The organism is Pseudomonas sp. 91RF (assembly GCF_003576265.1).
Classification (GTDB): Bacteria; Pseudomonadota; Gammaproteobacteria; order Pseudomonadales; family Pseudomonadaceae; genus Aquipseudomonas; species Aquipseudomonas kribbensis.
Genome location: NZ_QWFC01000043.1, coordinates 117956 through 134789, shown reverse-complemented (window position 1 = coordinate 134789; position 16834 = coordinate 117956). Strand labels below are relative to the sequence as shown.

Below are 16834 nucleotides of genomic sequence, written 5' to 3'. Positions count from 1 at the left end.
GAACTCAGGAGACACACCATGCACTCGCTCATCAAACGCATTGTCATCGCCTGCTTCACCTTGCTCTGCCTTGGCACGGGATCGAGCTTTGCCGCCGATACCGTGATGGTCGGCGGTGCGGCCATGTACCCGAACAAGACCATCGTCGAAAACGCCGTCAACTCGAAGGACCACACGACGCTCGTTGCCGCGGTCAAGGCGGCTGGGCTGGTCGATACCCTCAACAGCAAGGGGCCGTTCACAGTCTTCGCGCCGACCAATGAAGCCTTCGCCAAGTTGCCCGCCGGCACCGTCGATACGCTCGTCAAACCGGAGCACAAGGCCGACCTGACCACGATCCTCACCTATCACGTCGTTGCCGGCACTCACACGGCAAAACAGCTGATGGATGACGCCAAAATGCACGGCGGCAAAGTCATGCTCAAAACCGTTCAGGGCGAATCCCTGACCGTCATGCTGCACGACGGCAAGCTGTGGGTGGTGGATGCCAAAGGCGGGAAGGCAGCGATCACCATCGCGGACGTGATGCAGTCCAATGGTGTGATTCATGTAGTGGATACGGTGCTGATGCCGAAGTAGTCATTTTCATCAACAGAAAAGCACCTCCGGGTGCTTTTTTGTTTTTAAGATGGACGTCTCTCAGAAGGAGCGCTGCAATGGATCTGAAGTTCAGTCACGTCGACGTACTGGTCAACAACCTCGAGGAAGCCTGCGCCTACTATGCGCAGATCCTGCAAGCCAGAATCTCCAGAACCCTCGTCTGGGAACGGGGTGGCCTGCACGTTCGCTACGCGGTTGCGCTGATCGGCCAGGAGCGTTTCATGCTGGTCCAGCCGTTGGCGGGCAATCTCAAGGAACTGCTGGATTCGTCGGGGGAGGGGATGGTCTATCGTCACTGCTATTCGACACCGGACATCGAGAAAGCCTACGACGAACTGGTGATCGCCGGCGTGCAGCCAGAAGACGAAAACGGGCGGCCACTGGAACGCGCCAACCTGCAATCACCGTCCGGGACACGCATCATCTGGCTGCCCAAGCGCTTCGGGCATTTTTCTATCGAGATTCTGGAAGAACAGGCGCTTGAGGCATTCATCGAATCTGCGTTTGCCTGATTCTTTAATGGGGACACCCATTTGGGGTCTTGGAATTGGCCAGCACGCCCTCATAACAAGGTTTACCTCCAACATCCCCGAAGGGAAGGACAGACCATGACCAGCCAAACCGAAACTGCCATCCTCGCCGGCGGCTGCTTCTGGGGCATGCAGGACCTGCTGCGGCGCTACCCCGGTGTCCTGAAGACGCGCGTCGGTTACACCGGTGGCGATGTGCCGAATGCGACCTACCGCAATCATGGCAACCACGCCGAAGCCATCGAAATCGTGTTCGATCCCGCTGTTATCAGCTATCGGCAGATCCTCGAGTTCTTCTTTCAGATACATGACCCGACCACGCCCAACCGTCAAGGCAATGACCGCGGCCCCAGCTATCGCTCGGCGATCTATTACCTCAGCGAACAGCAACGCGACGTCGCCGAAGACACCGCTGCCGATGTCGACGCTTCACGCCTGTGGCCTGGACGAGTGGTGACCGAAATCGAACCGGCCGGGCCGTTCTGGGAAGCGGAGCCGGAGCACCAGGATTACCTGGAGCGCATTCCGAATGGCTACACCTGCCACTTCATTCGCCCAAACTGGAAGCTTCCGAAGCGCGCCTGAGATTCAGTAGCGTCAGTGTGAAAGAGGGGGCCGGTCTGTTTTCCGAAAAATGGGCCGGTTTCCTTTTTTCATTCAATGGGTATCCCCATTTTGTTTAGAATTGCGCCCCCTGCATTTCTGCAGGTTTGCCATGGAAAGCCGTCGTCCGACCCCGCACCAGGCAATCGGCTTCCACAAATTGAACAAGGACAAAGGCTCATGGGTATGAGAACGGCTGCGTTGGTTTTGTTGCTTGCAACGTCACTGACCGCCTGTGGAGGAAGCAAGGACAAGGCCAGGGAACTGGTCGATATCAGTGGCGCCTTCAAAGAGCATTACGATGAGGTGGTGGAAACCACAATGCGAGATTACTCGCCACGTTACATGGCGGTGATGGACGAAGAAATCCGTGAGGTTGTGGAAGACAAGGTTCCCTTCGACGAGATCAGAAACCTGCGGATCGATACCCTGGCGGCTCACTTGCAGCCGGATGAACTCAATGCGGCGATTCGTGCCCACGATAACCCCGCGCAGAGCAAAGAGATTTTGAATGACACGCCTGAGGGCCGCGCCTTTCTGGACAAGATCTTCGACGCTGAAGACGCCGTCGAAAATACCTTCCAGGCCCTGTTGAAGGAGCGTGAACCCGCCATCCTTGAAGCGCTGGATAAGATCAATAACAAGAGGCTGAATGGATAGGTGTCCCTGACGCTCTACGCCGGAGGTTCAATGGGACACCCATTTTATTGAGGCGTAGACAGGCTGCCTGAGGGACAGCATCCATCTCCTGCATCAGCGGGTCATAAAACGGCGAATCGCCTGAGTGGTTTCCCCCGGCGCTTCTTCCATCAGCCAATGGCCCGCGCCGGCGATCACCACTTCGGTGACGTTGTCGGCGGCGTTGCGCATCACGATGGCTTCATTGTTGCCGAAGGATTTTTCACCGCCGACGGCCAGGACCGGCATCGTCAGCCTGTTCTTTGACGACGCTTCATTGTCCACCGCATCCTGGCGAATGGCGCGGAACTGGGCGAAGGCTGCGTGCATCGCGCCGGGGCGGGCGTAGAGTTTTGCGTAATGCTGGCGGGTGGCTTCGTCGACTTTTTTCGGGTCGCCGGCGAACTCGTTCCAGAACCGGTCCAGGTAAATGCGCTCACGGCCGGCGACCAGCCGCTCCATGTCCGCGCCTCCAAAATCGAAGTGCCAGAGCATCGGCGAACGCACGATGTCATTCCACGGCGCAATGCCCGGAACGGGCGCATCCATCACCACCAGGCGGTCGGTCTGTTGCGGATACCGCGAGGCATAGGCGAAAGCGACCATGGTGCCGATGTCATGGCCGATGACGACCGAATGTTCGATGCCCAGCGAGGCGAGCACGGCGCGGATGTCTCCTGCCTGGGTCTTCTTGTCATAGCCATTGTCGGGAATCGACGACAACCCCATACCGCGCAGATCAGGGATGACCACGGTGTGATCCTTCGCCAGATCGGTCGCCAGCGGCACCCACATGTCCCCGGTATCACCAAAACCATGCAACAGCACCACGGCCGGGCCCTTGCCGCCGATACGCGTGTGGATCTTCGCGCCGTCCACGGCAATGTCTTGCGTGCGGAAGGAAGCGGGGAACGGTTTTACGTCAGCATGGGCCGGAACACTCAGGGCCACCAATAAGGAGGCGGTCAGCAAGGCGCGGATCATCACGGAGACTCCAGAGGTGTGGTGGGTGGAGCGTAGACCGCTTTTAATGCGTTGCCTTACTTCTGACTGCCGATCATCGTTATTGGCGAAGGGGGCGCCCGAAAAGCGCCGAGTCCGCTTCTCACCCCTGAGTATTCATGGCGCTGGCAAAAGCCTCGGGTGTGGGGCTTTCCTGCCATTGGGCGACACCCTCTGGCAAAGAAACCCAGGGCTGTTTGCGCTTGACCCAGATATGCGCCATCGGTGTCAGCCGTTCCGAGCCATCGAGAATTCCGGCGCGCAAGACCCGCATTCCCGGAGCCGCTGTCGTGTCATTGAAAAGCCTGGTGAAGCAAAGGCTGCAGACAAAGTGGGTCGACGTATTCCCCTCATGAGTGTGGTTGTACATCAGTACGTCTCCCGATATTTCCACCTGCCGCTCGCCGCAAAGGATGTGCAGTGCAAATGCGCTGCCACTTGTGCGCTGACAGTTCAGGCAATGACAGGCGTAAAGCGGCGCCAGGGTATCTGCTTGCAATTGCACATGGACTTGTCCGCATCGGCATTGGCCGGTGAAAGGCATGGTGTTGCTCCTTATACTGCTGCGCTGAAAATGAGAGGTGCATGATCCCTGTTCCTTTCGTTCGGCAGAAGACAACAAACGGACCAGTCGTTGGTAAGAAATGTATGAGCAACCTTGAATGGGAAAGCCAACGGGTATTTCTGGCGGTGCTGCGCAGCGGCAGTCTGTCCGGCGCAGCTCGGCTGTTGGGCATTGCGCAAGCTACCGCACGGCGGCGCCTGGAAAATCTCGAAGCGGGACTGGGGGTAAAGTTGTTCACCCGGACCTCCGCGGGCCTGACCCCCACAGCTTCAGCACGAGGGCTCACTCACCATGTCGAGTCCATGGCGATTGCTGCCGAAGCGTTCAATCGCATGGCCAGCGGCGAGACCGAGGCATCTCATGGTGTCGTCAGGCTGACCGGCAGCGATTTCGTTGGTGTGGAAATACTGCCTGGAATCTTGCGTCAGGTTCAGCAACACCTTCCCGGGTTGAAATTTGAGATCAGTATCAATGATGCGCTGGAGGATATCGCCCGCCAGGAGGCAGACATTGCTGTACGCCTGCTGCGTCCTAATGGCGCAGATATCGTTGCGCGGCGAACAGGTGTCTTGCGCGTCGGTCTTTACGCAAGTGCCGATTGTCTCGCCCGTCACGGCAGTCCCGTGAGTCTCGATGTGTTGCGACGCGGGCCGTTGATTGGCCCTGACCGGCGCTCTGCCGATCTGCGTCGCTGGGTTGAAGTGGGCCTGTGTGATGCTGATCAGTGCTTCGCGGTTGCCACCGACAATCATCTTGCTCAATTCGCTGCACTCAAGGCCGGTCTGGGTTTCGGTTTATGCCCGTCAGTGGTTGCTGCGCCCTACGATCTGATTCCGGTCCTGCCGGACGCCTTCGGTTTCGAGGTCGAGGTATGGATCGCCATGCACAACGATTTGCGTAAAGTCGGACGTATCGCCCGAACCTTTGAGCGGCTTGGTGAGGCACTGAACACGTATCTCGCCGATTGACTGACGCACGTTGTCGATGCCCGGGTGGTCATCACGGTCGAGGGTCCATTCGAACTTCAGAAACGTCAGGAATTTCCGGTCGTATTTCTTGCCTGACCCGCCGATATCAGGGAAGCTCCCGCGAATCTGTCTCGGGCAAGTCGGCTGGACGATCAAATCGTTAGGGAAGCGTTGAATGGCGTTCAAGGTGTTGGTGGTCGGTGGGTATGGAAACTTCGGCAGCATTGTCTGCCGGCATCTGGCGTCCATGCCTGATGTTGATCTGGCGATCTCGGGTCGCGATGCGCGCAAGTTGCTGCGCAAGGTCGAGGCGTTGCAAGCCGCTTCCGGAAAAGCCTGCGCAAGTTGGTGCGGCGATGCCATGGGGAATGGGTTCAAGTCCGCTCTGAATTCGATGGGGATCGAGTTGGTCATCCACACCGGAGGCCCGTTTCAAGGGCAATCCTATGCGGTTGCCGAAAGCTGCATCGAGGCCGGTGTGAGCTATTGCGATCTGTCCGACTGCCGAACCTTCGTCAACGGTATTGCTGTACTCGATGCGCGCGCGAAAGCGGCGGGCGTGGCGATTCTCAGTGGTTGCAGTTCAGTGCCGACGTTATCGTCAGCCATCATCGATCAGCAGCGGTATCGCTTTCAGCGCATCGACTCGATCGAGCATGGTATTTCCTCTTCCGCCAAGATGCCGGGGCTATCGACCGTCGAAGGTGTGCTTGCCTACGCGGGCAAGCCGATCAAGCAGCTCAAGGGTGGCCGGGTTCACGAGGTGCCGGGCTGGCAGGATTTGACGCTGCGCAGGATGCCGCATCTGGGCACTCGCTTGCTGGCTAACGTCGACGTGCCGGACATGGATATTTTCGCCGGTCGTTATGGCGCCCGGACACTGAGCTTCAAGGCCGGTGCCGGGCTCAAGCTCAGCGGTGTCGCCAATGCGCTGTTTGCACAGGCCCAGAAGATGGGGTTGATTCGGGACCATGCGCCCTGGGCTGCGCGACTGCATCGCCTGGGCACCCGCTTCGAGCGATTCGGCGATGGCAAAAGTGCGATGTACATCGACGTGCAAGGTCTCGGGGTTGAAGGGCAACCACTTTCCATGACTGCTCAGCTGACGGCATGGAATGACAAGGGCCCGGAGATCCCGAGCTGCGCCGCTGTTGCCCTGGCCACCAAAATGGCCCGAGGCTATGTGCCTGAACCCGGCGCCCGGCCTTGCGTCGGCGAAATCACCGTCGACGAATACATGGCCGCGATCAACGACCCTGAAAACCTCAGCCTGTCCGTGCATTTCTCTGACGGGCAGTGCTGACCATGCTTTACCTGAGCCTCAAATATATTCACGTGATCGCCGCTGTTTTCCTGTTCGGATTCGGCATGGGGTCCTACCTTTACCTGATCGCCGCCAGCCGCACCGCCAACCCTCAGGTGATTGCTCACGTGGCGAAAATGGTCGTGCGCTTCGACGCCTGGATCACTACCCCGGCAGGCTTCATTCAGATCGCATCGGGTTATGGGCTGATCAGGCTGGCCGGCCTTCCGTTGATCACGGAATGGGTGCTGGCCTCGTTGATCATCTTTCTTTGCGTGGGGGCGCTCTGGCTGCCGGTGCTGGTGCTGCAGAAGCGCTTGTACGTGATGGCTTCGAATGCGATGGAAACCGGGGGAGGGCTCACGGATGAGTATCGGTCGGTGTACCAGAAATGGTTCTGGATGGGGGTGGCCGGTTTTCTGGGGATGTTCGTGATCGTCTTGATGATGGTGACGAAGATGACGCCCGTGCAGGTAGCCGGACTGCTGCTGTAGCGGGGCGGAGGCATGTCTGCCGGCGGCCCGACGCGATGCATCGGGCCGTGGCGACATCGCGATTTAAACAGTCACGACAATCTTCCCTACCTGCTGATTGGCCTCAAGAAAGCGATGCGCCTCCTGAATATCCTCAAGGGCGAACGTCTTCGCAATGATCGGCTTCAGCGCGCCAGATGCGAGGCCGTCGCCGATGAATGCCTTGGCTCTGGCCAGCGCCGCAGGATCCGCGACGATCTCTGCGTAAAGATAGCCCTTGAGCGTCAGGCTTTTACCCAGCACGGTGAACAGCGGGAACGGCGTGGGTTCCGGGCTCAATGCGCCGTACTCGAGCAGAATGCCGCCTCTGGCCATGCTCTGGGTGAGCTGTTCGAACCCGGGGCCGCCGATCGGATCGAACACCACGCGCGCACCCTGGCCATCGGTCAGGGCCATGACGGCGGCGACGATATCCTCTTCATCGCTGACGATGACGTGCGCGGCGCCGGCGTCCAGCAAGGCTTGCTTCTTGGCGCGGGTGCGGGTCACGGCGATCGAAGTCGCGCCCACCATTCGGGCAATCTGGAAGGCTGCCAGGCCGACGCTGCTGGAGGCGGCGGTGACCAGCACAAAATCGTTCTTCGTCAGCTTGGCCTGTTCGACCAGCGCGCCCCACGCGGTGACATATTGCATCCAGGACGCAGCAGCCTGTTCGAAAGACAGGTTCGACGGGTGTTTGACCGTCAGCTCGGCGGGCACGTTGGCCAGTTCGCCGTAGGTGCCCCATTTGGCGATGTCCAGCGGCGGGATCAGGCTGACCGCGTCGCCGACCTTGAACTCGCTGACGCCGGCACCGACGGCCGCCACCACACCGGCCGCTTCATAACCGAGGCGGCTGGGAAATTGCGCTTCCTGCAGATAGGCGTGATTGCGGAACATGACCTCGGCCCGATTCAGTCCGAAGGCCTTGACCTCGATTTGCACCTCGCCGGATGCCGGCGCCGGCACATCGACCGATTCCAGTTTCAAAACGCTTGCGTCGCCGTATTCATGAATCCTGACAATGCGTGTCATGGTTACCTCTTCTGTGATCAATGAGGCCGGTGTGGCCGGCCTTAGTTCGAGTAAAAAAAACGCGCCTGTTGCAGTTGTGCGCGTCGTTACCGAGGCCGTCAATTTAGGCTTTGGCCCCGGTCGGATAAAGACCTACGATAGCGCAACACTAGAAACACAGGGTTTCCAATGGATCGCCTCACATTGATGGCTGTCTTCGTCAAAGCGGTGGAGCTTGGCTCCTTCAGCGCGGTGGCCGATGAGCTTAATCTGTCTCCGCAACTGGTCGGCAAACAGGTCAAGATGCTCGAGCAGCATCTGGGTGTCTCGCTGCTCAATCGCACGACCCGCAAACAGAGCCTGACCGACTTCGGCCGCACGTTCTATCAACGGGCGAAGCTGATCCTGGCCGATATGGACGCCGCCGAAGAAATGGCCGCGATGACCCGAGGCGTGCCCAGTGGCCGGCTCAGAATCAACGCACCGGTCACCTTTGGCGTCAGCACGCTGGCGCCTCGACTGCTGGAGTACATGGTCAGGTATCCGCAGGTGTCGGTGGATCTGACCTTGTCCAACGAACTCGTTGACCTGCTGGAGGGCGGGTATGACGTGGTGTTTCGAATCGGTGAACTGTCTGACAGCGGCCTGAAGGCATTGCCTTTGAAGCCATATCAAATGGTGCTGTGCGCGGCGCCCGCCTATCTGGCCAGGCGTCCACCGATCACGACCCCGCTGGATCTGCAGGAACATGAATGCCTGGCGTTCGCCTATTCCGACGGTCGTTCCCATATTCGTCTGGAAGGGCCGGACGGCTGCATCGACGTGCCGATTAAAAGCAGATTGACGATCAATCAGGCCGACCCGTTGCTGTCGGCAGCGGTGGCCGGGCTGGGTGTGGTGCTGCTGCCGCTGGAACTGGTCAAGGATGCGCTGAGAAGCGGAACGCTGGTCGGGCTGCTGCCGGACTACAACGTCCCGGTCTCACCGATGAACCTTCTGTACGCACCAGACCCTCGGTTAACGCCCAAGTTGCGAAGCTTCGTGGATTTTGCGAGGGCTGTGTTTGGGGCGGGTGCTTGAGCGGGGGAGCGAGGCCGTCATAACGTGATTTGATGATTGCGCTCTCCCGAGTCGGCGGATTGAACAGTGCCACAGCGCTGCTCAATCCGATTGTGATTTCTCTGCCGCACCGCATCTTTTCATCCAGTCCCAGTTCAGAAAACCTCCGGTGAACGCCAGCAGTTCCTGATTGATCTGGTCAACGGTTGCATTTATCCCGGCTCGGGCCAGATCGTAGGCATCATCGAAGTAGCCGCACAGGGCAAGTGCCTCCGTAAAACTGCCATTGTCCCTCGCCCAGACTTGATACATCCCTTCAGCCAGTGCTCTGGCGAAGCCAGGATTGTCGAGAAGCATTTTGTGCGCATCGGCCAGGACGTACGGCAGTAGCTCTGCGGTGGTCATGGAGGGACGTGCGATTCGTAATAATTGATTCGCGGTGTCGAATCGATTTGATTCGCCCATCAGTGCGAGTTCTATCAGCGCATAGGCAGGGTTCGTCTGGTCCCGGATCTGCGCATCCGCCCACTGCACGATGTCCGGGACGTCAAGTGTATGGAGTTCCAACGCGAGCTTCAGGTAGGCGACTTGTTCGCTCAAGGGCACATCGGATGCAGAAGCTGTCATGCGGTTCTCAAATGTTCAGGCGTAGGGGCAGAGTGTTTAACAGGCAAATGATGGGTACGATGCAGATCAAAGACAGGCCAAGGAAACAATATGCCGCTGCTCGTATGGGACCCGTTTGATCTGATTGGTGTACTCGGTGTCCTTCCGTCCCATGATGAATTTGAAACGTCGCATCGCTACTCGATTCAACAAGGCTCTCTCAGACTGGAGCTGACGGTATGGCAGTACGATTCCGATGTCGAGATTCAGCTATGGGAAGCATCGCTGCCCAACCCCATCATCAAATACACTCTGCTGGGCTGCCCGGGGATCCGGGTTGTAGAGGACAAGCGCGGAAAATTCCTCGAATTTGCCGCGTCGAACACGTTCACCGGGCGATATGACGGATATTCAGTGATTCCCTACGGGCTCAGGCTCTGGGTCGAACCTCAGATTTTCCTGGAGCCATTCAGCTACTCGACAGCCTGATGACTCCACTGTCGCAAACGTCGCATTCCGTATTTCAAGCGTGTTGTTGCGACGTAGCCCATTGCTCTCTGGTCAACCCGTAACACTTGCACCAGGCCGGTGTCGTGGACAGCGTCAGCTCGGCATCATACAAGTGCACCGCACCGATCTTCATGGCGGCTTTCTGCGAGCGGATGTTTGACGGCGCGATGTGAAGATAGACCGTGTCGTAAGCCTTGAAGGCGTGTTCCAGCATCAGTTGCTTCAGTTCGCGATTGGTCTCGCCACCCCATTTCGCCCGCACCAGAAAGGTGTACCCGATGGCGATACTGTCCGGCAGGTCGGGCGGGGTGTAGTAACTCGACATGCCCAGGATCACCCCCGTATCGATATCAATGACGACCAGGGATTGGCCGGTGGCCAGCCGCGCGGCGAAGTACGTTTCGAATACCGGCCGCTCATGGCGGTCACTGGCGGGGTGGCCTGCCCAGATGTGCGGGTCCGAGGCCGCCAGAAACAGGCCTTCAAAATCGTTTTCGGTCAGAGGCCTGAGCCTCAGCGTGCTCCCGCATAAAACGGGTTGGCAGTCGAAGTCGCGCACTTGAATGGGTTCCTTTCCAGTTGAATCGCGGGAAGGGAACCAGTCTAGAGTCACGGAACCTCAAGAAAAGAGCCAATGCGCCTGATATTGATGGAGCCATCGCCCGCCCGTTTTCAATACTGTTTCTTCCTGATATCGCACAAGGTCGGCCGCAACTCGTGCACCAGATCAATCAGCGCACGCAGACGTGCCGGCACGAAGCGATGGCCCGAGTAGTAAAGCCTCAACCCGCCAAACGACGGACACCAGGGCATCAACACCGGCACCAGCGCGCCGCTGGCCAGTTCTTCCTGGATGAACCACTCGGAAATGAAACCGATGCCCAGGCCCAGCACCACGGCCTGTTTGATCGCCAGCAATTCGTTGAACACGAAGCGCGTCGGCAGATCCATTTGCAATTTCTCGCCGTCGCGTTCCAGCTCCCAGTGATAGAGGCCGCCGTGGGCCATGCGCATGCCGATGCTCTGGTGGGTCAGCAGATCCCGTGGGTGTTCGGGCACACCGTGGCGTTCGAGGTACTCGGGCGTTGCCACCATGAGCATCCTGATGTCGCCTGGCAGTGCCACCGCAATCATGTCTTGCGGCACGGACTCGGCCAGGCGGATCCCGGCGTCGAAGCCCCCGGCGACGATGTCAACCATGCTGGCCTCGCTGACGACGTCGATGCGCACCTCGGGATAGCGCCGTGCGTATTGATTGAGCAGCGGCTCCAGCAGCAGGTACGCCGCACCGTGCGGTGCGTTGATGCGCAGTGTGCCGCTGGGCTCGTCGAGACCGACGCTGGCCTCTTCGCCGGCACTCTTGATCTGCGCCAGGGCCGGGGCGATGCGCTCCACATAGCGCTGACCGATGTCGGTGAGGGCAACGCTGCGCGTAGAGCGGTTGAACAGGCGCACCTTCAAGCGCGCTTCGAGGCCGGCCACCGCGCTGCTCACGGCGGTAGTGGACATACCCAGTTCCTGTGCCGCGCCGCGAAAACTGTTGCGTCGGGCGACGGCCAGTACCACTTCCAGCTCGGTCATTCCTGTTCTGTGCATGGATTGTCCTGAAAATAGGGATGCTTCATCAGCCAAAGGATAGCTTATCGGAACAATCAACCCTTCTTAGACTTCGCTTCATCGAGGCTTGCTTCAAGCGAGTCATTTTCAGCGAGGAGTTGCCATGCAGCGCATTGAACACATTTACATCAACGGCGAGTACGTCCTCCCACACGGTCAGGAATGGTTCGACCTCCATAACCCGAGCACCGAAGAAGTCATCGGTCAGGTCCGGTTGGGCGATGCACTTGACGCCCAGCGCGCCATCGCCGCCGCCAAGGCTGCGTTCCCGGCCTGGTCTCGCACAACGCGTGAGGAACGCATTGCCGCCCTGCAACGCATGCATAAGGCCGTCGCGGCCAGAGAGGAAGAACTGCTGGAAGCCATCCTTGAGGAGTACGGCTCGCCTGCGGTGCGCGGGCGCTGGATGGCGACGTACCCGGCGGATGTGATTGCGCAAGCGATCGAAGCGCTGGAGGCGTTCGACTTCGAAGAGCAGGCCGGCATGGCCAAGGTCATTCTGACGCCCGTGGGCGTGACCGGGCTGATCACGCCGTGGAACAGCAATGCCGGCTTCATCTGCAACAAGCTGGCCACTGCACTGGCGGCAGGCTGCACCGCCGTCATCAAGCCCAGCGAGATGAGCGCGTTGCAGACGCAGGTCGTGCTCCGCGCGTTGCACGAAGCGGGGCTGCCACCCGGTGTCTTCAACATCGTCAACGGCCGAGGCGACGTGGTTGGCGAGGAGATCGCCCGGCATCCCGACGTGGCCAAGATCTCGTTCACGGGATCGTCCGCGGTCGGTCAGCATCTGGTCAGAACCGGTGCCGACACCCTGAAGCGCGTGACCCTGGAACTGGGCGGCAAGTCACCCACCGTGGTACTCGATGACGCGGATTTCGAGGCGGTCATGCCGCTGGCGCTGCACGCCGGATTCCTCAACAGCGGCCAGGCCTGCATCGCGGGTACGCGCATTCTTGTTCCGCGTAAACGGCTCGCAGAGTTCGAGCAGGCTGCGAAGGAAGGCGTCGCACAGTTTCAATCGGGCGACCCACGCAACGCCGACACCGATATCGGCCCGATGGTGAGTCAGAAACAATGGGACCGAGTGCAGCGCTACATCCGTATCGGCCAGGGAGAGGGCGCGAGGTTGCTGGCGGGTGGCGAAGGTCGACCTGAAGGCCTGCACGCCGGATGGTTCGTCAAACCTACGATCTTCACCGACGCCAACAACCAGATGCGGATCGCGCGCGAGGAAATCTTCGGCCCGGTGCTGACGATCATCCCTTACGAAGATGACGCCGATGCGATCCGCATTGCCAACGATACGGACTATGGACTGAGCGCGCTGGTGCTGGGTCAGAATCCCGAACGTTGTGTGAGCATCGCCCGTCAGATCGACTCGGGACGCGTGCTCATCAACACCCTGGCCCACGAGCCGCGCGCTCCTTTTGGTGGATTCAAACACTCGGGCCTGGGGCGTGAAATGGGCAAGTGGGGGATGAGTGCGTATCTGGAGCCGAAGACGTTGATTGAGGATCTTCCGAAACCGGCCCGCGAAGATTGATCGATATCGAACGGCAACCCTGAATGGCGTCAGCTCTGCTGGCGCCATCGATCACACTGACTCATCCGCCGAACACCAACGATTGCGCCCCAGCCGCTTCGCCTGATACAGGCAGGTATCCGCCGACTTCAGCAGCATGGCCGGCGTCACCGCGTCGTCAAGCGGGTGACGGGTCGCAATGCCGGCGCTGGCGGTGACGTACCCGAGGGGATGCCCGGAGTGTTCCAGTTCCAGCGCGCGGATGGCTTGCAGGATGTCCTCGGCGACCTGGATGGCGCCGGCGTTTTTGGTGTTGGGCAGCAGCACGGTGAATTCTTCGCCACCGTAGCGCACGGCGAGGTCGCCGGGGCGTTTTACCGCTTGCTGGATCGCACGTCCGACGGCGATCAGGCAGTCGTCACCGGCGGCGTGGCCATAGCGGTCGTTGTAGCGTTTGAAGTGGTCGACATCGAGCATGATCAACGACAGCGACGAACCCTGGCGCCGGGCCAGACGAATCTCGTCCGCCAGCGCATTGTCCAGGCGCCGACGGTTGCCGAGGCCGGTGAGGCTGTCGGTCAGTGCCATGTCGCGCATGGCCTGGTGAGCGGAACGGATTTCTCGCTCCATCGCGATCCGCTGGCGCAACTGGCTCAGTACGATCAGTCCGAAACCGGCGAGGACCAGGATCAGGAAAATCAGCACGAAGCCGTTTTTCAGCAAGTCCCGACGCCAGGGTGCGGTGATGGAATCTTTCGACAGGCCGGCCTCCACCACCAGCGGATAGGTGGTCAAGGCGCGATAGCCATAAAGCCGTTCAGTGTCATCGACCACCGCCCGGATCTGCGCAATGCCTTCGTTGGAACTGGGCAGGTAGGTTTTGAAGATCTCGCTGTTCGCCAGGCTTTTGCCCACCACGGAGGCGATGAAAGGGCGGCGAACCAGAATCGTGCCGTCACGCATGGCCAGCACCAGTGCGCCTTTGTCATCGATCCGGAAATCGCCGTAATAGTCGACGAAGTAACTGACCTTGACCGTCCCCAGCAGCACGCCGGCGAACGAGCCATCGGGGTTGTTCAATCGGCGGGAAATGGGAATGATCAGGTCATGGGTGGAGCGACTCTCGACCACCTGGCCGATGCGCACTTGCCGATCCTCATGGGTGCGGTGGTACTCGAAATAATCGCGGTCGGCGTTGTTGGCCATTTCCGGGGTGACCTCTTTGTCGGTCACGATCCAGTGGCCGTCCGGGCCGTAGATGAACAGGCCGTGCAGCTGCGGCATGATTTTCGATTGCTGCACCAGCAACTTGTGAATGCGCGGGACATCGAGGTTCTGCAGACCATCACCTTCGACGCGCTCGGCCAGCCCGGCGGTGACCACATCGACCTGACGAATCGTATCCTCGGCGTGCTGGGCCGTGGCGCGGGCCAGGTTGGTCACCGAATCGCGCGCGGATGCAAAGACCGAACGATAGTCACGCCATGTCCGCCAGCTCTCGACCGCCAGAAACGCCACGACCACCACCAGCATGAAGCTGACGGTCAGCCGAAAGGTCGAACCGGCCTTCATCGCTTTGCCGGCGGGGCGCCGCGTGTCGTTCGCCGTGGGCGCTTGTGTGTTGCGTCCGAGCATCAACTTTTCCCTGGATGTCGTTCTGAACGTATTGCCGGCGAACATTATGACAAGGATCGACGGGAAGGTCGGGGCCGCCGTGTGATTGAGCCCAGGATTGAGCGGATTGTCTCGTTTGGGTTGACGGTTAAACGCTTTGCAGGTGATTTATCGCTTTCAGGCGAGTCATTAATCTGTGCCCATCTTGAACGCAAGCGAACTTCCACAACTAAAAAGGGGATTCAACATGAGCACTGCAACCTACAACCGCCTGAACAAAGACGACGCCGTGGTTCTGCTGGTCGATCACCAGACCGGTCTGATTTCGCTGGTCCAGGACTTCTCGCCGAACGAGTTCAAGAACAACGTGCTGGCATTGGCCGACCTGGCAAAATTCTTCGAGTTGCCGACCATCCTCACCACCAGTTTCGAGCAAGGCCCGAATGGCCCGCTGGTGCCGGAACTCAAGGAAATGTTCCCGGATGCGCCGTACATTGCCCGCCCGGGCCAGATCAACGCCTGGGACAACGAAGACTTCGTCAAGGCCATCAAGGATACCGGTCGCAAGCAGATCATCATCGCCGGTGTCGTGACCGACGTGTGCGTGGCGTTCCCGACCTTGTCGGCACTGGCGGAAGGGTTTGACGTGTTCGTGGTGACCGATGCTTCCGGCACCTTCAACACCACCGTGCAACAAGCCGCCTGGAACCGCATGACCCAGGCCGGTGCGCAGATGATGAACTGGTTCTCCGTGGCCTGTGAGCTGCACCGCGACTGGCGCAACGACATTGAAGGGTTGGGCAACCTGCTGTCGCAGCGGATTCCGAACTATCGCAATTTGATGAATGGGTATGCGGCGCTGACGGCGATTCAGAAGTGACCTAAAGCCGACATGCTAAAAGCCTGCTCTGTTAAAGCAGGTTTTTTGCATTTCGGTATTTTTCATGATTTCGGCCGTAACAAGAACTATCGGTATGAGCAGGCGAGTCGGTGCGAGGTAAAAATTGGCAAGGTTGATGGCCAGGAGCTATACAACACTTCAATGAATGTGGTGGTCGGAATTTCGACGTCAAAGGGACTTGCCATGCAACTAAAAACTCGGTCTTTTTTCGTAGCTGCCAGCATGATGCTTTCGGGTTATGCAGTAGCGTTCGGACTCCAGCTCGATACTGTCAAAGACTACTTCGATAAGACAGAAGCGGAAATGCCGCGCAAAGTCATTCCCTTCCTGGATGGCAAATACCCGGTGCATCAGGACCTGACCAGCAAGACGCTCAATTGCGGTGTCTCAAGTTCGCCATGTGCAGCTATCCAGGCGGTCGGAATCAATCCAAGTGATGTAATGAAGGGTGTGCGCTGGAATGATTTTCCTGCGTTCTATATGACCAAGAATGCAGGTAACTGTGAAAATCACATCTTACGGGCAACTCAGCCCAAGGACGTGCATTGCTATGTTCTGATGCTTGGCTACGCGTACCTGGATTCGGACCGATACGTCAGAGATCCGAATTGGGCTAAAAGCCAGCCACTTGGCGCGCGCGGTCACTTTGGTGATTTACAGTTCTGGCATTCGATGGCACAGGCCAATCAATCAGGTGGAGCAACCTACCAAGAAATCCAGATGTGGATGGAGTTTGCATTCCGGGCATCCTTGGGGGAGTTCAAGCTGACAGACGACATCACCACACTGCCTGTGCCCGGTCTGAAGAAGCACTTTTGGAAGGGCGCCCGTCGGGTTGGAGATCTGCTTGACTATCGGTATGAGTCGGAGCGAGAGGTCACGCAGGGAATTGCGTTGGGGCAAATGTTGCATATTGCGCAGGACTCGTTTGCAAAATGTCATGCACAACGCGATGACGAGGGTAGGATGGTGCGCTTCTATAACTACTCGGGGCAATCCGGGTCGATGCATAAGCACTTCGATGTTGACTCCAAGGAGATCAGCATTGCCGTGAGTCGTCGCCTCAACCCTTACGATTTCGGTGAAAAACTGCTGCGTATCAGAGGGGAATCAACTACTTGGGATCAGGCGGGTCCGAAAGTCCGTAAGCTTGTTGAAGAGTATTTCCGTCCGATGAATCCCTACCTGCTCTCGCGTTATGGCGAAGGTTGCTACCGGGCATAGTTC

Annotated in this window: 19 protein-coding genes; 12 read left to right on the top strand and 7 right to left on the bottom strand. The window is 58.9% G+C overall.

The genetic code is table 11. The annotated features are described in order from the left end of the window. The first annotated feature begins 18 nt into the window (after window positions 1-18). The 4 genes from DXT77_RS22255 to DXT77_RS22240 all read left to right on the top strand — a co-directional run bounded on the left by DXT77_RS22255 (window position 19) and on the right by DXT77_RS22240 (window position 2393). Entirely contained in the window at window positions 19-579 is a 561-nt protein-coding gene (locus DXT77_RS22255) for a fasciclin domain-containing protein (RefSeq protein WP_119429191.1), read from the top strand. Between the two features lie 77 nt (window positions 580-656). Beyond that, entirely contained in the window at window positions 657-1112 is a 456-nt protein-coding gene (locus tag DXT77_RS22250) for a VOC family protein (RefSeq protein ID WP_119429190.1), read from the top strand. Window positions 1113-1208: 96 nt separating this feature from the next. Further along, on the top strand, window positions 1209-1715 hold the full coding sequence (gene msrA, locus DXT77_RS22245; RefSeq protein ID WP_119429189.1) for a peptide-methionine (S)-S-oxide reductase MsrA: 507 nt from the start codon (window positions 1209-1211) through the stop codon (window positions 1713-1715). A 198-nt stretch (window positions 1716-1913) separates the two neighbouring features. Further along, entirely contained in the window at window positions 1914-2393 is a 480-nt protein-coding gene (locus DXT77_RS22240; protein ID WP_119429188.1) for a hypothetical protein, read from the top strand. A gap of 93 nt (window positions 2394-2486) precedes the next feature. Here the strand turns inward: DXT77_RS22240 and DXT77_RS22235 are convergent, their stop codons facing one another. Both DXT77_RS22235 and DXT77_RS22230 read right to left on the bottom strand, forming a co-directional pair. Continuing rightward, a complete protein-coding gene (locus DXT77_RS22235; RefSeq protein ID WP_119429187.1) occupies window positions 2487-3395 on the bottom strand; it encodes an alpha/beta fold hydrolase in 909 nt (302 codons plus the stop codon). A 121-nt stretch (window positions 3396-3516) separates the two neighbouring features. Next, the gene (locus DXT77_RS22230) at window positions 3517-3957 is read right to left on the bottom strand and encodes a GFA family protein (RefSeq protein WP_119429186.1); all 441 of its coding nucleotides are present in this window, start codon (window positions 3955-3957) and stop codon (window positions 3517-3519) included. Window positions 3958-4061: 104 nt separating this feature from the next. Between DXT77_RS22230 and DXT77_RS22225 the strand changes: the two genes are divergently transcribed. The 3 genes from DXT77_RS22225 (at window position 4062) to DXT77_RS22215 (ending at window position 6743) form a co-directional block, all read left to right on the top strand. Further along, entirely contained in the window at window positions 4062-4946 is an 885-nt protein-coding gene (locus DXT77_RS22225; RefSeq protein ID WP_119429185.1) for a LysR family transcriptional regulator, read from the top strand. A gap of 175 nt (window positions 4947-5121) precedes the next feature. After that, the gene (locus DXT77_RS22220) at window positions 5122-6249 is read left to right on the top strand and encodes a saccharopine dehydrogenase NADP-binding domain-containing protein (protein ID WP_119429184.1); all 1128 of its coding nucleotides are present in this window, start codon (window positions 5122-5124) and stop codon (window positions 6247-6249) included. 2 nt (window positions 6250-6251) lie between these two features. Beyond that, window positions 6252-6743 (top strand): DUF2269 domain-containing protein, encoded by a 492-nt coding sequence (locus DXT77_RS22215; RefSeq protein WP_119429183.1) that lies wholly within the window; start codon window positions 6252-6254, stop codon window positions 6741-6743. A 63-nt stretch (window positions 6744-6806) separates the two neighbouring features. On the opposite strand, the gene DXT77_RS22210 is transcribed toward DXT77_RS22215, so the two are convergent. Further along, the gene (locus DXT77_RS22210) at window positions 6807-7796 is read right to left on the bottom strand and encodes a zinc-dependent alcohol dehydrogenase family protein (protein WP_119429182.1); all 990 of its coding nucleotides are present in this window, start codon (window positions 7794-7796) and stop codon (window positions 6807-6809) included. 168 nt (window positions 7797-7964) lie between these two features. Here DXT77_RS22210 and DXT77_RS22205 point away from each other — a divergent pair, with 168 nt between their 5' ends. After that, window positions 7965-8855 (top strand): LysR family transcriptional regulator, encoded by an 891-nt coding sequence (locus tag DXT77_RS22205; RefSeq protein ID WP_085733973.1) that lies wholly within the window; start codon window positions 7965-7967, stop codon window positions 8853-8855. Window positions 8856-8936: 81 nt separating this feature from the next. On the opposite strand, the gene DXT77_RS22200 is transcribed toward DXT77_RS22205, so the two are convergent. Continuing rightward, window positions 8937-9461: a hypothetical protein gene (locus tag DXT77_RS22200; protein WP_119429181.1), complete on the bottom strand. Its 525-nt coding sequence runs from the start codon at window positions 9459-9461 to the stop codon at window positions 8937-8939. Between the two features lie 90 nt (window positions 9462-9551). Here DXT77_RS22200 and DXT77_RS22195 point away from each other — a divergent pair, with 90 nt between their 5' ends. After that, window positions 9552-9929: a hypothetical protein gene (locus tag DXT77_RS22195; protein WP_119429180.1), complete on the top strand. Its 378-nt coding sequence runs from the start codon at window positions 9552-9554 to the stop codon at window positions 9927-9929. Window positions 9930-9963: 34 nt separating this feature from the next. On the opposite strand, the gene DXT77_RS22190 is transcribed toward DXT77_RS22195, so the two are convergent. Both DXT77_RS22190 and DXT77_RS22185 read right to left on the bottom strand, forming a co-directional pair. Next, window positions 9964-10509 (bottom strand): GNAT family N-acetyltransferase, encoded by a 546-nt coding sequence (locus DXT77_RS22190; RefSeq protein WP_256663005.1) that lies wholly within the window; start codon window positions 10507-10509, stop codon window positions 9964-9966. Window positions 10510-10622: 113 nt separating this feature from the next. Next, window positions 10623-11546 (bottom strand): LysR family transcriptional regulator, encoded by a 924-nt coding sequence (locus DXT77_RS22185; protein ID WP_178083484.1) that lies wholly within the window; start codon window positions 11544-11546, stop codon window positions 10623-10625. Between the two features lie 124 nt (window positions 11547-11670). On the opposite strand from DXT77_RS22185, the gene DXT77_RS22180 reads away from it, so the two are divergent. Further along, a complete protein-coding gene (locus DXT77_RS22180; RefSeq protein WP_119429178.1) occupies window positions 11671-13113 on the top strand; it encodes an aldehyde dehydrogenase family protein in 1443 nt (480 codons plus the stop codon). Between the two features lie 51 nt (window positions 13114-13164). Here the strand turns inward: DXT77_RS22180 and DXT77_RS22175 are convergent, their stop codons facing one another. Then, window positions 13165-14727, bottom strand: coding sequence for a sensor domain-containing diguanylate cyclase (locus DXT77_RS22175; RefSeq protein WP_119429177.1), 1563 nt, complete (start codon window positions 14725-14727; stop codon window positions 13165-13167). A 226-nt stretch (window positions 14728-14953) separates the two neighbouring features. Between DXT77_RS22175 and ycaC the strand changes: the two genes are divergently transcribed. Together ycaC and DXT77_RS22165 are read left to right on the top strand one after the other, a co-directional pair. Beyond that, entirely contained in the window at window positions 14954-15586 is a 633-nt protein-coding gene (gene ycaC / locus DXT77_RS22170) for an isochorismate family cysteine hydrolase YcaC (protein WP_119429176.1), read from the top strand. A 12-nt stretch (window positions 15587-15598) separates the two neighbouring features. Then, window positions 15599-16831, top strand: coding sequence for a hypothetical protein (locus DXT77_RS22165; RefSeq protein WP_119429175.1), 1233 nt, complete (start codon window positions 15599-15601; stop codon window positions 16829-16831). Window positions 16832-16834: the final 3 nt, after the last annotated feature.

Bases quoted from the DNA above. Each gene is read 5' to 3' on its own strand.
- DXT77_RS22255 (WP_119429191.1), top strand. From the start codon at position 19: ATGCACTCGCTCATCAAACGCATTGTCATCGCCTGCTTCACCTTGCTC.
- DXT77_RS22250 (WP_119429190.1), top strand. From the start codon at position 657: ATGGATCTGAAGTTCAGTCACGTCGACGTACTGGTCAACAACCTCGAG.
- msrA (WP_119429189.1), top strand. From the start codon at position 1,209: ATGACCAGCCAAACCGAAACTGCCATCCTCGCCGGCGGCTGCTTCTGG.
- DXT77_RS22240 (WP_119429188.1), top strand. From the start codon at position 1,914: ATGGGTATGAGAACGGCTGCGTTGGTTTTGTTGCTTGCAACGTCACTG.
- DXT77_RS22235 (WP_119429187.1), bottom strand. From the start codon at position 3,395: ATGATCCGCGCCTTGCTGACCGCCTCCTTATTGGTGGCCCTGAGTGTT.
- DXT77_RS22230 (WP_119429186.1), bottom strand. From the start codon at position 3,957: ATGCCTTTCACCGGCCAATGCCGATGCGGACAAGTCCATGTGCAATTG.
- DXT77_RS22225 (WP_119429185.1), top strand. From the start codon at position 4,062: ATGAGCAACCTTGAATGGGAAAGCCAACGGGTATTTCTGGCGGTGCTG.
- DXT77_RS22220 (WP_119429184.1), top strand. From the start codon at position 5,122: ATGGCGTTCAAGGTGTTGGTGGTCGGTGGGTATGGAAACTTCGGCAGC.
- DXT77_RS22215 (WP_119429183.1), top strand. From the start codon at position 6,252: ATGCTTTACCTGAGCCTCAAATATATTCACGTGATCGCCGCTGTTTTC.
- DXT77_RS22210 (WP_119429182.1), bottom strand. From the start codon at position 7,796: ATGACACGCATTGTCAGGATTCATGAATACGGCGACGCAAGCGTTTTG.
- DXT77_RS22205 (WP_085733973.1), top strand. From the start codon at position 7,965: ATGGATCGCCTCACATTGATGGCTGTCTTCGTCAAAGCGGTGGAGCTT.
- DXT77_RS22200 (WP_119429181.1), bottom strand. From the start codon at position 9,461: ATGACAGCTTCTGCATCCGATGTGCCCTTGAGCGAACAAGTCGCCTAC.
- DXT77_RS22195 (WP_119429180.1), top strand. From the start codon at position 9,552: ATGCCGCTGCTCGTATGGGACCCGTTTGATCTGATTGGTGTACTCGGT.
- DXT77_RS22185 (WP_178083484.1), bottom strand. From the start codon at position 11,546: ATGCACAGAACAGGAATGACCGAGCTGGAAGTGGTACTGGCCGTCGCC.
- DXT77_RS22180 (WP_119429178.1), top strand. From the start codon at position 11,671: ATGCAGCGCATTGAACACATTTACATCAACGGCGAGTACGTCCTCCCA.
- DXT77_RS22175 (WP_119429177.1), bottom strand. From the start codon at position 14,727: ATGCTCGGACGCAACACACAAGCGCCCACGGCGAACGACACGCGGCGC.
- ycaC (WP_119429176.1), top strand. From the start codon at position 14,954: ATGAGCACTGCAACCTACAACCGCCTGAACAAAGACGACGCCGTGGTT.
- DXT77_RS22165 (WP_119429175.1), top strand. From the start codon at position 15,599: ATGCTAAAAGCCTGCTCTGTTAAAGCAGGTTTTTTGCATTTCGGTATT.